Source organism: uncultured Alistipes sp. (assembly GCF_963931675.1).
Lineage (GTDB): Bacteria > Bacteroidota > Bacteroidia > Bacteroidales > Rikenellaceae > Alistipes.
The window spans coordinates 1,669,041-1,683,087 of the sequence record NZ_OZ007039.1 but is presented as its reverse complement, the minus strand read 5'-3'; the positions used below and the strand labels follow the sequence as shown (position 1 = coordinate 1,683,087).

The following is a 14,047-nucleotide window of genomic DNA, read 5'->3' as shown; positions in this document are numbered from 1 at the left end:
CAGGGGAATCGACCCTCGTGGCGTTTTTCTTTCCGGCTTTTCGCCTGCGGCGGAAAGGCCCGGGTCCGCAAATCCGGGATTCCAGAGAATACCCAAACCCAATCCAATATATTATGAAGAAAATCGAAGCTGTCATCCGTCGAACGAGGTTCGAGGAGACGAAGGAAGCCTTGCTGGAAAACGGCGTGGAGTGGTTCTCCTACGTCGATGTGAGAGATTCCCAAGATCGATGCAATGAACGAATGACGCACGGCCTGTTGGCTTTATACATACAAAGCTTCCGTAAATCCAACGGCGGCGGGCATTTCTGCCCGCCGCCGTTGGATTTTGTGATTATTGAATTATCGTTTGACCGCCAATGCAGCCAAAGCGCCTCCCAACAAAGGAGCCACGATGAATACCCAGAGTTGTGCAAGTGCCGTGCCGCCTTCGAACAGGGCGGGAGCGATCGAGCGGGCCGGGTTAACAGATGTTCCGGTCAGCGGAATACAAACGATATGGATCAGCACGAGTGTCAGCCCGATGGCTAACCCTGCAAACTGTCCTGCACCGTTCTCGGTATCCGTGGTCCGAAGTACGACGAAAACGAAAATAAAGGAAAAGACGGTTTCTGCGATCAATGCCGGTACAAGGTTGCCTTCGGCATACGAATTCGCACCCGTCGCCGTAGCCCCGAGAGTTATGCTTCCGCTGTTGACTATGGCCCAGATGATCGCGGAGCCTGCCAATGCGCCGATTACCTGTGCCAGCATGTACCCGCAGGCTTCGCTCCCTTTCATTCTGCCGCTGAGCCATACGCCCAGCGTAATGGCTGGATTGATGTGGCAACCCGAAATCGGACCGATGGCGTATGCCATTGCGACCACGGACAGCCCGAATGCAAATGCAATTGTCAGTACTGCGGCTACGCTCGTCGCACCGCCGTTGAACACGGCAGCTCCGCATCCCAGCAGCACCAATACCATCGTGCCGAGAGCTTCAGCAATATACTTGTTTTTCATGGGATGAATTGATTTAGGAAACCGCCGCCGGCTTTCGGTACCTTGGACAATAGTGTCGCTGCGGCCGCCGGCGGTTTCAGATTATTTCGAATTAGAATGAGTAGAAGAACCCGAAGCGCAGGTCGGAAGATTTGAAGTTGAATCCGAAACCATCGCCGCCGCCGTTATAGTAAGAGTTGAAGTCATAGCCGAACTCGGGAGCCAGCGCGAAACTGTTCGAGCTGACGTTATCGACCTTGTCGAGCCAATAACCCACACGCCCTCCGATCCACCACCCGCTGTCCTGTGCAGATGCCGTCATCACGGTCGAAGCACTCGCCGCAAGGGCAAAAAGAAGCAATGTTTTTATCCTCATTTATTTTATTAAGTTAAAAGGTTCCGAATTCACATCGCAAGATTGAGTCTGCATGACATCATCATCTGCAAGAAACTCATATTAGGATTTATGTTTTTACGTTCATACTCTTAGAAAAGTATAACAAAGTTAAAATATCCGACATGAAAATCAAATACTCTGAACACTTTTTTTCATTGATAAAGCCGAAATCTGCTATAAACAATGAAGAGCGAAATATAAATGCTCATCCAAATTCATGCTTTTTTGAATAAGTCAACTGCAGTTTCTCTATTTTTTATACAAAAAAATGAGCCGCATAACAATGGCGATACGGGGTTAATTTTATAATTTTGCAAGCAGAAAAAAGAAAGAAAGGACGAATATGAAACAGAAACAGATAGAAGAAAATCTCGGTCCGATGAAACTCATATTCAACTATGAGGACGTGTTTTACAGCTTCTTTTACGATGACATCAGCGGTTGCATCCACCGCTCGCGGGAGTATGCGATGAATTACGTGTATTCCGGCGAAATGATATTGGACAACGGCAAAGAGCAAATCCATGTCGGAAAGGGAGAATGTGTCTTTATCCCGCGCGACCACCATATCACCATGTATAAAAAGACGGCAAATGGGGAACGCTATTGCGGCATTTTCCTGAACTTTACCCGTAATTTCCTGCGGGAGATGTACACGAAGCTCGGACAGCGCAAGGTTCCGGCCAATACGCCGAAACTGAAGGAGGAAGTCATTAAGCTGCCCAAGACAGCGGAAATAACAAGCCTTTTCGCCTCGTTGACACCGTTTTTCGACCCGGAAGTAAAGCCTCAGGACGATTTCATGCACCTGAAACTGCAGGAAGGGCTGCTCGCCCTGCTTCATATCGACAAACGGTTTGCGCCTACGCTGTTCGATTTCAACGAGCCGTGGAAAATCGACATCCTGGACTTCCTGAACAAGAACTATATGTACGAGTTCTCAATGGAGGATTTGGCGCACTACACGGGAAGAAGCCTTGCCACGTTCAAGCGTGACTTCAAGAAGATAAGCGACCTGACACCCGAAAAGTGGCTTATACGCAAGCGGTTGGAGGTTGCCTACAACTTGATGAAGGAGGGAGGAAACAAGGTAGTGGATGTCTATGCCAAAGTGGGATTTAGAAACCAGTCGCATTTTTCGGCGGCATTCAAGAAACAGTATGGTATCGCTCCGACTGCAGTAACCGCAATTGTATAGCTATTATTAAGGACAATATATTCACTATTTTTGTGGATATTCCGCGGAAAAGCATTATCTTTGCAGCACAATAAATTTGCAGCACAATAAAACGGATATATGTATATAGAGTTCGATAAAGACTATTTGCGTGAGCTATTCGAGCAAGGCCGCACAAGTGACAAGAAGCAGCGCTACCAGCCCGAGGTAATCAGGGGCTACTACAAATGCGTGATGTTTCTCATACGCGCTGAAAATGTAGAACAGCTTTACCGCATACGCTCCTTGAACTACGAAGTGCTGCAAGGCGACAAGAAAGGTATTTCATCCGTGCGCATCAATATCAAATACCGCCTTGAATTTACAGTCAGGGAGGTTCTCGGCGAACAGGTAATAACCGTATGCCGTTTGTTGGACATCAGTAACCATTATAAATAAACGCGATATGGAAGCAACAGCAAAGAAAATCTATGCCCCCAACGAGTTGGCCTGTGCGGTGGCCATACATCCGGGAGAAATGCTCAAGGACGAATTGCAGGCACGTGGAATGTCGCAAAGAAAATTTGCCGGGATAATCGGTATGCCTTATACGGCATTCAACGAGATAATCAACGGAAAACGTTCGATAACCACTGATACGGCATTAAAAATTGAGGCTGCGACAGGGATTGCCGCAACAATATGGCTCGGTTTGCAGACTGACTATAATATGCAAACCGCCCGGAGAGACAACAAACTTTCCGCTATTTTGGAGAACATACGCAAATCGGTTGCGGTTCTCTGAAAGACTTTATGGGTTTACATGTTTATTTGAACTTTTTACCAACACTATTTGAGCCTCACAGCAATCGCGTTGTGGGGCTTTTGCTTTACCTTTGCATCCGTAATCAAGGAGTATAAATGCCTAATCAATATAAGGAGATAAAACGATGAACATGGATTTTAATCTTTTCACGCCGACCAAGCTGCTGTTCGGTCGAGGTAAGTTGAATGAACTCGGCAATCAAAAGCTGCCGGGCAAGAAAGCATTGCTGCTGATTTCAAGCGGAAAGTCTGTAAAGGTAAACGGCACGCTCGACCGTGTGACAGCACAGTTGGAAAAGGCTGGTATTGCCTACACAATTTGTAATAATGTCCACGAAAATCCCTCGAAAGAGGTGGTAAGCTGCCGCCTGCGCCAAGGAAAACGGTTGCGACTTCATCCTTGCGCTGGGTGGCGGTGCAGTGCTTGATTCTGCCGTGGCTGTGGCTGCAATGGCCACCAATCCCGGTGACCTGTGGGACTATGTCTGCGGCGGTACGGGCAAGGCGCAACCCTTGCAGCATCCGGGACTGCCTATCGTAACCATCGCCACCACTTCGGGCACAGGCTCGGAAATCAATTGCTGGGGTGTCATCTCCAACCACGAGACCAACGAGAAGATAGGCTTCGGCACACCGGAACTGAATCCAGTGCTTGCCATTGTGGACCCGGAACTGATGCGTACCGTTCCTGCCAAGTACACTGCATATCAGGGATTTGACGCCTTGTTCCACAATACGGAAGTGATGATCAGCCGCTTTGTGAACGTGTTGAGTGAACCGATAGCGTTGTCGGCCATCGAGCATATCGCCAAATACCTGCCCCGTGCGGTGAAGGACGGCAACGACATGGAAGCCCGTGAAGCGGTAGCTTACGGCAGCACGATTGCCGGACTGACGATGCAACTCACCAGCACCACCGCCGAGCATTCGATGGAACACGCCATGAGTGCCTATCACTATGATTTGCCGCACGGCGCAGGGCTGATTATGATTTCCAACGAGTTCTACCGCTTCTTCGTGGAACGCCATGCCTGCGACGGACAGTTCATCAAGATGGCGCGTGCGATGGGCATGAAAGACGCCGACAAGCCCGAAGACTTCCTGACCGCGCTTGCCGATTTGCAGAAAGCCTGTGGCGTAGATAACCTGAAGATGAGCGACTACGGCATCCGTAAGGAAGAGTGTGACACACTGGCACGTAATGCCCGCGAAACAATGGGTGGCCTCTTTGCCGCCAATCCCTGCGAAATGTCGCATGAGGATTGTGCAGGCATTTTTGAAAGGGCTTATCGGTAAAAGTTTAATGAAAGCGAATGCCTGCCCTGACGATTTCTGATTGCCAGGGCTTTTTTTGCAATTATCGTTATATGTAATTGACCTTTTCACCAATACGATTTGAGCTTCACACCAATTATGGGGCAGCATTTTCAGCGTATCTTTGCATCGTGACAAGAAATCTAACGACAGGATATGATGAAACGAAAACTGTTATTCTTCACGATGCTCTGCTGCATGGCCTTGTCAGCGAATGCCTGCGGCACGGACGGAACGCATCAGCAAACTGCGGAAAATGAGATTACCTGCGGCGGCGATGAGAACGAAAACAATACGGAGGAAAGCGACGAAGGTCTGTTCGACCTGACCCAAGGCGAGAACGGCATGCCGCCCGTCATCACGCTCAGCAGCGGCTACACCATGCCCGTGCTCGGCTTGGGAACGTACAGCCTGCACGGGGACGAATGCATCAAGGCCACCGTTGCCGCCACCAGCGGGTGGAACAAGACATCGACACTCTCGTTCCTGAACATGCCGATACTGACCTATGCAGGCGAAATCCGCAGTGCCGTGCTGCTTGTCCACGGGGAGAAGGCTCATTCACGCTACTTCAGCGAGGATCCCTACAAGAAGCTGACCGGCAACAACAAGGAGCTGCTGATTATCCCCGGTGCCAACCATACCGACCTCTACGACAACTTCGACAAGATACCGTTCGACAAGATAGAGGCGTTCTATCGTGAATATCTGAAATGATAAGCGGCATGCAAAGGCACATCACTTTCCGGGACGGGCAGCAGGTCTGCCCGCTCGGTCAAGGCACCTACCAAATGGGACGCAGACGCAACGAGGAAATAAAAGCTTTGCGCCGTGGCGTTGATTTAGGCTTGACATTGATAGATACCGCCGAGATGTACGGTACGGAAGACCTCGTAGGCGAAGCCGTGCGTGATTGCCGCGAACAGGCGTTCATCGTCAGCAAGGTGCTGCCCAGCAATGCCAGCTACGAGGGAACAAAACGTGCCTGCGAGCGGAGCCTGCGACGGCTCGGCACGGATTACATCGATCTTTACCTATTGCATTGGATAGGCCGTTACCCGTTTGCCGAGACCGTCCGTGCTTTGGTGGAACTGCAGCAGGAAGGGAAAATCCGGCAATGGGGCATGAGCAATCTCGATGTGGCGGACATGGAACAGATTCTTTCGCTGCCGCACGGCAAGGACTGCGCCGCCAATCAGGTGCTCTACAATCTGAAAGACTGGGGCATCGAATACGACCTTATCCCGTGGAGCGAGAAACAGAAGATTCCTGTCATGGCCTACACGCCGCTGGGCGAAGGACGGTTGCGCAACCACAAGACGCTGACAGAGATAGCCTGCAGGCATGATGCTACTCCCACACAAATCATGCTGGCATGGGTAATGCGGACGCAGAATATCATCGCCATCCCCAAGGCAAGCAGCATCGCCCATGTGGAGGAGAATGCCCGAAGTCTTGACATATCCCTGACGGAAGAAGACCTGCGAGACATCGACCGGGCGTTTCCAGCTCCTACGCACAAGATTCATTTGGCGGGGTGGTGATTAAAACTTTTGTAAGTCATGCACATCACCGTTACCACCTTGCCGGGATATACGCCAGTGGAAAAGAAACTGTTGGCAAAAAAGCTGAAGGAAGCGGCGGCGTCTGCCGGTGTCGTTTCCTTCACCGTTTCTGTCTCCATAAAGGATCTGCCTATGAAGGAATGGGACAAATTCGTCCGTGAACTGCCCGATAACGAAATTATAATTCCCGAACTCCGTAAAGGTTATGAGGATTACTAAGGATTTATTTATGCCTCACTTTTTCAAGCTGCCTGTGGAACACGGTCAGAGTAGAATCCACACCGACCGTTTCCGCCAGTTTCTCGTTTGCCCCGACGGTCAAAGCCAGTTCCGGGTACATTTCGTTGACCATGACCGTGGTCACTTGATACTTGTCAGCAACCGTTCTCAACCTCCTGTTTTCCTCCCGGTATTCATGCCACTGCATCCAATTGACGATGAACAAGGCAAAGGACACGAGCGTACAACCGATACCCGCCCATGCGTAAGGATTCTTATGCCGACCATCGGGTATTTTGCCCCATAGCCGCTTGATTCCGCCTGTCTTTCTCCACATGGTCTGTAAGCACTTCCAGTATCTTGTAAAGCAAATCCTTGGTGGTGAAGATCCCGCGCTTGCGCATGTCCTTGTCGTTTGCATCGGTATATACCTGCAGGCTTACAATCATTTCTTCGCCCAATGACCTTTTGCAGGCCTCGATGGCTTCCTTGCTCCCGAAAATGCCGTTGTTGTTCTTGGTCAGGTGAGTAAATCCGCAGCCCCACACCCGGACGGAGAACAGCAGTCCGAGCAGCGTCAACGGCAAAAGGAGGCGGGAATCATACTATTTGACATAGAAGTGCCACTCGGTTACCGAGGAGTAGGTTTCACCGGGTCGGAGCACGGTCGACGGGAATTCGGACTGATTCGGCGAATCGGCGACATGGAATGTCTCCAGGAGCATTCCGCAGTACTTTTCCATCGGACCGTATTTCCCGATCTGACTGCCATCGAACGTCCGGCCCGTAAAGGTAAGAAACGCCGGTTCGGTACTCAAGGTCACGACGCCGCGGCCGCTTTCCGGGGCGTAGAGATCCACGACCTTCCGCAACGTCCCGTCCCAATCCCGAACGATCCAGCACCCAGACATGCCGTTGGCAATGCGCAACTGCTCATCGGCATAGTCATCCAGCCGGTAATCGACCCGGCGCATCTGCCGGAAGTCAAACGGCGATCCCTCCACCGGAAGGAGCCGGTCGGGACAAAGCTGCCGGTTGGCCAGGACATACGTATCGGACTCCACCTGCATCAGATGGTTCATGACATAGCGGTCCCCCGGGCCCTTCAGGTTGAATACCGTATGGTTCGAGAGGTTGACGACGGTCGGGCGGTCGGTGGTCGCCTCGTATTCGATGCGGCAGACATTCCCTTCGGTCCACCAATAGGTCACCGAGCAGTCCAGATTCCCGGGATAGCCCTGTTCGCCGTCGGGGCTGACCCGCTGGAATCGCACGCCGACCCGATCCTTCTCCTGCAGGGGCGTACCCTTCCAGACAAAGCGGTCGAAACCCACGGGACCGCCATGGCACTGGACGGGAACTCCGTCCCGCAGTTCGTTTGGCACCAGTTCGTACCTTTGGCCATCGATGGAAAACGAGGCATGGTTGATCCGGTTCCCGTAGCGGCCGATGACGCAGCCCATGAACCGCTCCGCGCCCTCTTCAAACGATGCGATGTCTCCGTACCCCACGACGACATCTCCCAACTCGCCGTTCCGGTCCGGGACCTGAATGCTGACGATCCGCGCGCCATAATCGCACACGGTCATCCCTGCGCCCGAACTGTTCGTCAGGGTGTAAAGCGTCGTTCGCTCTCCGGTCGAAAGCGCCCCGAAATCCGACGAAACCACAGAGAGGCGGCCGTCACTGCATGAACATAATCCGGCTGCCGACAACAGCAGCAACAAATGCCAATGTCTCACGATCCCCATACGATTTTATGATTATGATTTATTCCGTGTCCACTCCAGGCTTCGGCCTTGAAAGTACAGGCCTCCCATCCCGCAAGGAGGGTTCTCCCGTCTTTTTGTTGTATAAAATTATACAAAATATTCGGTTTCGGGCAACAGTCTTCAATCAATCTTTACAAAAATCCGAGTACAAAAAGGCGTGCCTCCTGTTTCACAACGTATTCCGGCATCGGCCGGATGCTTCATCCGGGAGAACTCCGGCCGGAGCATCCGCCGGCGGAAAGATTTTTTACCGGGCGGATGTATGTATTTTCGGGTCCGAGGGGCTCTTTCTTATGAAGGGGCCCCAGGTTCCAGCGATACGACAACGCAAACGCATAACCCAAAAAATTAGCAGATGACCCGAAAACTACTGGTTTTGTTGCTCTGCCTCACGACGGCGGCCGCAACCGCAACAGCGAAAAAACCCAAGGATTCCAACTCGAAGAAAACGGAAAAATCGGCCGAAAAACCCAAGGGAAGCGCCTACGACAAGCTCTTCAAGGAGAAGCACACCGTGGCCGACGGCATGTTCCGGCTCCATGATGTCAAGGGCAAGCTCTATTTCGAGATCCCCGACTCGCTTTTCGGACGCGAAATGCTGCTGGGGTCGACCATCTCGGAGATCTCCGACAATGCGGCCGCCACGACCGGTTCCAAATCGGGGACCCCGCTCCACGTGGTCTTCACCCGCGACGCGCGCTCCGTGCAACTGCGCACGGTCAACTGCGAAAACATCACCGACGAAACGGGAGCCTCGCAGGCGCTGAGCGCAGCCGTCAAGCGCAATACCGCCAACCCGATCCTGCGCAACTACAAGATCGAAGCCTGGAATCCCGACAGTACGGCCGTCGTGGTCAACGTCACCGACCTGTTCGTGGCGCACGTCAAGGAGATGTCGCCCTTCTCGGACTACGGCGTCTACAGCTCCTATACGCTCAAGGAGACCTTCCAGAAGGAGCGCTCGATGCTCGGGGAGATCAAGGCCTTCAGCGACAACGTCGTGGTGCGCAGCACGCTGAGCTACCTCTTCTCCATCAGCCGCGGAACCCGGACGCTCCTCAAGGACCAGCCGCTGACGGCCGTCATGACCCGTTCGCTGGTTCTGCTGCCCCGCACGCCCTACCGCCCGCGCATGACGGACAGCCGCATGTCGGTCTTCCCGACGGGCAAGGTGCTCTTCAGCGAGCGGGAGCAGCGGGCCAAGGTCGTCTACTTTGCAAACCGCTGGCGGCTGGAGCCCTCCGACCTGCAGGCCTGGAAGCGCGGCGAGAAGGTGGAACCCGTACAGCCGATCGTCTTTTATGTCGATGACGGATTCCCCGAGATGTGGAAAAAGCACATCTTCGAGGCGGTCGAGCAGTGGAACGAGCCGTTCGAACGCATCGGGTTCAAACGGGCCATCCTCGCCAAGCCCTACCCGAAGGATGATCCCGAATTCGACCCCGACAACATCAAGTATTCGTGCATCCGCTACGCCCCGATCCCCATTTCCAACGCCATGGGGCCCTCGTGGGTCGATCCCCGGAGCGGCGAGATCCTCAACGCCTCGGTCTATGTCTACCACGACATCATCAAACTGCTGAACAACTGGCTCTTCGTCCAGACCTCGCAAACCGACCCGCGGGTCCGTACGGCCACGATGCCCGAGGAGGTGATCGGCGACGGACTGCGTTACGTGATCTCCCACGAGATCGGACACTGCCTGGGCTACATGCACAACATGGGTTCCTCGGCAGTCATACCCGTCGATTCGCTGCGCTCGCCGTCGTTCACCCGGCAGCACGGCACCACGACCTCGATCATGGACTATGCCCGCTTCAACTACGTGGCCCAGCCGGGAGACTACGAACGCGGCGTACATCTGACCCCACCGCGTTTCGGGCTCTACGACTATTATGCCGTGAAGTGGCTCTACACGCCGCTGCCCGACGCCCCCACCGCCCTCGACGAATACGCCGTCACCTCGAAATGGATCACCGAAGCCGCCGCCGACTCGGTCTACCGCTTCGGCAAACAGCAGTTCAGCCGGACGATCGACCCGCACTCGCAGTCCGAGGATCTGGGCGACAATGCCGTCAAGGCCTCAACCTACGGCGTTGCCAACCTGAAGTACATTCTGGAGAACCTCAACGCCTGGATCGGGCCCGAGGATCGGGACTTTTCGCAGCGGAAGGCCCTCTACAGCGAGATCATGACACAATACGTCCGCTATCTGAATCACGTGCTGGCCAACGTCGGCGGCATCTACCTGGCCGAGAAGATGGAGGGTGATCCCGTGGAGGCCTACCGCAGCGTTCCCCGGGAGCGGCAGCGCGAGGCTCTGCAGTTCTGCCTCCGCCAGCTCAAGGAGATGAAGTGGCTCGACAACCGCGAGGTTTTGCGCAACATGCCGCTGATGGGTTCTCCGTCCGAGACACTCTCCGCATCGTTGATCGCCGTGGTTGTGGCGGCCCCGGCCCGGGTTGCCACGAGCGCCGCACTGGCCGAAGAGGATGCCTATACCCCCGAGGAGTGCCGCAAGGATATCTACGACTTCGTGTGGGCCCCGACCCTCGCGGGCCGGGCTCCCGACCAGACCGAAATGATGCTCCAACGCGAATACGTCCGCAACCTCTGCCTCTCGGCCGGACTCGTATACACCGCAACGGGAGCCCGGGAGAGCAAGAAGTTCGTTGCGGACGAGGGGCTGCTCCCCTACCCCGAGTTCCTGGAGGCACACGTGGCGCAAAGCAAGGCCCTCACCTCCTGCAGCCGCTGCTGTACCGACGACCCGTTCGAGGCGTTCGCCGCAGCCCACCGGGTCGACCCGAGCCCGATTTCGGGATACTCCTCTCCGAATCTGAGCTACTTCGAGCCGCGCAACACCGAGGCCGAAGATTACGCCTCGCTGCTGAAGCTGCGCACGATGCTGCAGACGAAGCGCGCGTCGGCCAAGGGTGAGGCCCGGCTGCATTACGACCTGTTGCTGCGCAACATCGAGAAAGCGATGAACAAATAAAAACCGGCGGACCATGAAGAAACTGTTGAAAATACTGGCATTTGTCGCTCTGGCGGGGCTGCTGCAGCCCTCCGCGGCACACGCGGCCCGCAAGGAGAAATCCACGAACAGCGTCGAGACCGGCTCGAAGAAGCGCAAGGAGCGGAAGAAAAAGGGAACGTCCGATCAGGAGCGGAAACCGACGCCCTATGAAAAACTCTTCCAGAACAAACAGGTCGAGAGCGTCCGCGGCGGCGGGCTGGCCCTGCACTACGTCGAGGATAAGCTCTATCTCGAACTGCCGGATTCGCTGCTGGATGCGAGCTGGATGGTCACCACGTCGATCGAACGCACGGGAGACCCCGGCGACGGCATCGCGGGCCAACACCCCGTCAAACCCTACCTGATCGAGTTCTGCCGCGGGAACTCCGACTCGCTGATCTACCTGCGGGAGTATGCTCCGGCCGTAAGTGTCGAGGGGAGTCCCGCGATGCGTCGGGCCATCGCGCAGAACTACATGGGGGCAATCGTCGGCTCGTACGCCGTGAAGGCCCGCACCCCCGACGGGAATGCGGCTATCGTGGACCTCACCACCCTTTTCGTCGGCGACGAGAAGCGCATCCGACCGATCGACCCCGAGGGCGGCAACACCTACGGAGGCTGGATGACCGCCAAGGCCGACTACAAGAAAGACCGCTCGAAGCTTCTCGGAGTCTCCGCCAACCGGCAAAGCGTTTCGGTGCTGAGCGAGCTCTCCTACGGCACGACGGTCAGTTTCCTGGGGGTGCTGGATATCTTCAAAGACAAGCCGCAGTCGATCGTCACCCGGCGGACCATCACCCGCATGGGCCCCGCCGAGACCCGGAAACGCCTCTGCGACCAGCGGATCGGCACCACGTATCGGAGCGTCCGGAGCTATTCGGACCGGGAACAGGGTTCCGAACCCGAATACTTCACCTGCCGCCGCTCGCTGACCGACAGTGCGGGGAATCTCCGGCCGATCGTCTTCTATGTCGACACGACCTTCGATGCCCGGACCTATGCCGCCATCGAACGCGGACTGCTGATGTGGAACGACGCCTTCGCCCGCATCGGCTATGCGGACGTAATCCGCGTCAAGCCCATCCCGTCGGATCCGGGATTCAACGACGGACTGCTCCGCGCCAACTGTGTCCGCCACACGGGGACGTCGAATTCGGAGCTCTACGCCGCGTCGTGGATCGACCGCCGGAGCGGTGAGATTCTGGGCAGCGAGATCCTCGTTCCGTTCAATTACGCCGCAGCCATCCGGAGCCAGCTTCTGCTCACGATGTCGGCCGCCGACCCCGCCTTCCGGAGCGTCCGTCCGTCGGAGGAGCGGATCGCCGAGGTGCTGACGGCGCTGATCGCCCGCCATGCGGCCACGACCCTGGGCATCTCCCCGAACCATGCGGCTTCGGCGGCCTATCCGACGGATTCGCTGCGTTCGGCCGCATTCACCCGGGCAAACGGCTTCTCGGCCTCGATCACCGACGACGTATACTGCAACATCGTGGCACAGGAGGGTGACAAGGAGCGGGGCGTGAAACTGATCGCCGACGCCCTGGGGCCCTACGACTACCTGGCCGTCGAATGGCTCTACAGGCCCGTACCCGGAGCTGCCACCCCGAAGGCGGAGATCCCGGCGCTGGACAGCCTGCTTGCCCGGCACGAAGGCGACCCGCGTTACTTCTTCGCCCATGCCGGGGCCAGCCTCTACGACCCGCGGGTCGGGAACAACGACCTGGGCGACGACCTGTTCCGGAGTGCGGAGTACCAGATCGACAACCTGAAATACGTGGCGGCTCATGCGGACGAGTGGCTTTCGAAGAGCGACGGCGACTACAAATACCGGGAAGAGCTTCTGATCGGGATGATCCAGCGGATCGTCGGGATCTCGGAACAACTGCTCCGTTACGTCGGAGGCCTCTACATCTCCCCGGCCTACGAAGGGCTGCAGGATCCGTTCTGCACGGTCGTTCCGAAGCAGACCCAGCGTCAGGCCCTGCAGGCGACGCTGCAGCTCTCCGAAACGGTCGAATGGATCGACAACCAGTCGATCACGAAGAACGTCTTCAACCGGGTCAAGGCCTGCACCTACCTCCAGGAGCGGATCCTGCGGAACGTCCTGACGAAACTCGGGAGTCTGGACCTGGCCGTCTCGCGGAGCGACGACCCCTATACGACCGAGATGATGGCCGCGGATCTGACGGACTATTTCCGGGAGAAGATCCACTCCCGGGAGCCGATGTCCCGCCACCTCAGCGAGATGCAGCAGACGTTGTTGCGGACGGTGATTTCGGCGGCGAAAGTGCAGGACAAGGAGACGAAGAGTTCGGCGAGCGCCTTCGCCCTGACCGACAGCGAACAAACGCCCGGCGAATCGTTTGCCGGAGGACTCCTTCCGGCATCCGGCCGGGTATTGGGTGCCGACGAGATCGCCGGGGCGCCCTACGGATTCCAACGTCCGCAGGTCACCGTTCCCTACAAGGAGCACCTCTTCTACGGGCTGCTGCTCAACCTGCAGACGATGTACCGCCGGGGAGCCAGCCAGGCCCCGCTGGCCGAGGCGCGTGAATTCTGCCGCTATATGGCCGCCCGGATCGACCGGGCCCTGAAGATCAAATAACCCGGCAGAACACCGAAAAAACGGCTGCAATCCGAGGATTGCAGCCGTTTTTCATGATCCGGACCGATCTCCGGAAGCCCACCCCGAAAAAGGTATCCGCCGCACCCTTCGCACGATTCCTTCCCCACCAATCCCGCATCGGCCCCAAGCAAAAAGCGAGCGCCGAGGCTCCCCCAAAAAGAACCCCGGCGCTCC

12 protein-coding genes and 3 pseudogenes are annotated in these 14,047 nt (G+C 55.9%); 10 read left to right on the top strand and 5 right to left on the bottom strand.

The window, feature by feature from the left end:
- Positions 1–113: 113 nt before the first annotated feature.
- Positions 114–215, top strand: a pseudogene (locus ABGT65_RS07155) (P-II family nitrogen regulator); the annotation flags it as partial.
- Positions 216–341: 126 nt separating this feature from the next.
- Here ABGT65_RS07155 and ABGT65_RS07150 read toward each other — a convergent pair.
- Together ABGT65_RS07150 and ABGT65_RS07145 are read right to left on the bottom strand one after the other, a co-directional pair.
- On the bottom strand, positions 342–1,001 hold the full coding sequence (locus tag ABGT65_RS07150; RefSeq protein WP_346700896.1) for an aquaporin: 660 nt from the start codon (positions 999–1,001) through the stop codon (positions 342–344).
- A 91-nt stretch (positions 1,002–1,092) separates the two neighbouring features.
- Positions 1,093–1,356 carry a hypothetical protein gene (locus ABGT65_RS07145; RefSeq protein WP_346700894.1) on the bottom strand — a complete coding sequence of 88 codons (264 nt, stop codon included), beginning with the start codon at positions 1,354–1,356 and terminating at the stop codon, positions 1,093–1,095.
- A 400-nt stretch (positions 1,357–1,756) separates the two neighbouring features.
- Here ABGT65_RS07145 and ABGT65_RS07140 point away from each other — a divergent pair, with 400 nt between their 5' ends.
- The 7 genes and pseudogenes from ABGT65_RS07140 to ABGT65_RS07110 all read left to right on the top strand — a co-directional run bounded on the left by ABGT65_RS07140 (position 1,757) and on the right by ABGT65_RS07110 (position 6,456).
- Complete coding sequence (locus tag ABGT65_RS07140) at positions 1,757–2,575, top strand: helix-turn-helix domain-containing protein (protein WP_346700892.1); 819 nt, start codon at positions 1,757–1,759, stop codon at positions 2,573–2,575.
- Positions 2,576–2,674: 99 nt separating this feature from the next.
- Positions 2,675–2,992: a type II toxin-antitoxin system RelE/ParE family toxin gene (locus tag ABGT65_RS07135; RefSeq protein WP_346700891.1), complete on the top strand. Its 318-nt coding sequence runs from the start codon at positions 2,675–2,677 to the stop codon at positions 2,990–2,992.
- A gap of 7 nt (positions 2,993–2,999) precedes the next feature.
- Positions 3,000–3,338 (top strand): HigA family addiction module antitoxin, encoded by a 339-nt coding sequence (locus ABGT65_RS07130; RefSeq protein ID WP_346700889.1) that lies wholly within the window; start codon positions 3,000–3,002, stop codon positions 3,336–3,338.
- A gap of 145 nt (positions 3,339–3,483) precedes the next feature.
- Positions 3,484–4,654, top strand: a pseudogene (locus ABGT65_RS07125) (iron-containing alcohol dehydrogenase).
- A gap of 474 nt (positions 4,655–5,128) precedes the next feature.
- Positions 5,129–5,389: pseudogene (locus ABGT65_RS07120) on the top strand (alpha/beta hydrolase); the annotation flags it as partial.
- On the top strand, positions 5,386–6,216 hold the full coding sequence (locus ABGT65_RS07115) for an aldo/keto reductase (RefSeq protein ID WP_346700887.1): 831 nt from the start codon (positions 5,386–5,388) through the stop codon (positions 6,214–6,216). The pseudogene ABGT65_RS07120 and the gene ABGT65_RS07115, both read left to right, overlap by 4 nt.
- A gap of 18 nt (positions 6,217–6,234) precedes the next feature.
- Positions 6,235–6,456 carry a hypothetical protein gene (locus tag ABGT65_RS07110; RefSeq protein ID WP_346700885.1) on the top strand — a complete coding sequence of 74 codons (222 nt, stop codon included), beginning with the start codon at positions 6,235–6,237 and terminating at the stop codon, positions 6,454–6,456.
- A gap of 4 nt (positions 6,457–6,460) precedes the next feature.
- Here the strand turns inward: ABGT65_RS07110 and ABGT65_RS07105 are convergent, their stop codons facing one another.
- The 3 genes from ABGT65_RS07105 to ABGT65_RS07095 form a co-directional block, all read right to left on the bottom strand.
- Positions 6,461–6,664, bottom strand: a complete 204-nt coding sequence (locus ABGT65_RS07105; protein ID WP_346700883.1) for a hypothetical protein — start codon at positions 6,662–6,664, stop codon at positions 6,461–6,463.
- A 67-nt stretch (positions 6,665–6,731) separates the two neighbouring features.
- Complete coding sequence (locus ABGT65_RS07100) at positions 6,732–7,043, bottom strand: hypothetical protein (protein ID WP_346700881.1); 312 nt, start codon at positions 7,041–7,043, stop codon at positions 6,732–6,734.
- Positions 7,044–7,061: 18 nt separating this feature from the next.
- Complete coding sequence (locus tag ABGT65_RS07095; RefSeq protein WP_346700879.1) at positions 7,062–8,198, bottom strand: aldose epimerase family protein; 1,137 nt, start codon at positions 8,196–8,198, stop codon at positions 7,062–7,064.
- A 385-nt stretch (positions 8,199–8,583) separates the two neighbouring features.
- Here ABGT65_RS07095 and ABGT65_RS07090 point away from each other — a divergent pair, with 385 nt between their 5' ends.
- Positions 8,584–11,226 (top strand): zinc-dependent metalloprotease, encoded by a 2,643-nt coding sequence (locus tag ABGT65_RS07090; RefSeq protein WP_346700877.1) that lies wholly within the window; start codon positions 8,584–8,586, stop codon positions 11,224–11,226.
- Between the two features lie 13 nt (positions 11,227–11,239).
- Positions 11,240–13,852 carry a zinc-dependent metalloprotease gene (locus tag ABGT65_RS07085; RefSeq protein ID WP_346700876.1) on the top strand — a complete coding sequence of 871 codons (2,613 nt, stop codon included), beginning with the start codon at positions 11,240–11,242 and terminating at the stop codon, positions 13,850–13,852.
- Positions 13,853–14,047: the final 195 nt, after the last annotated feature.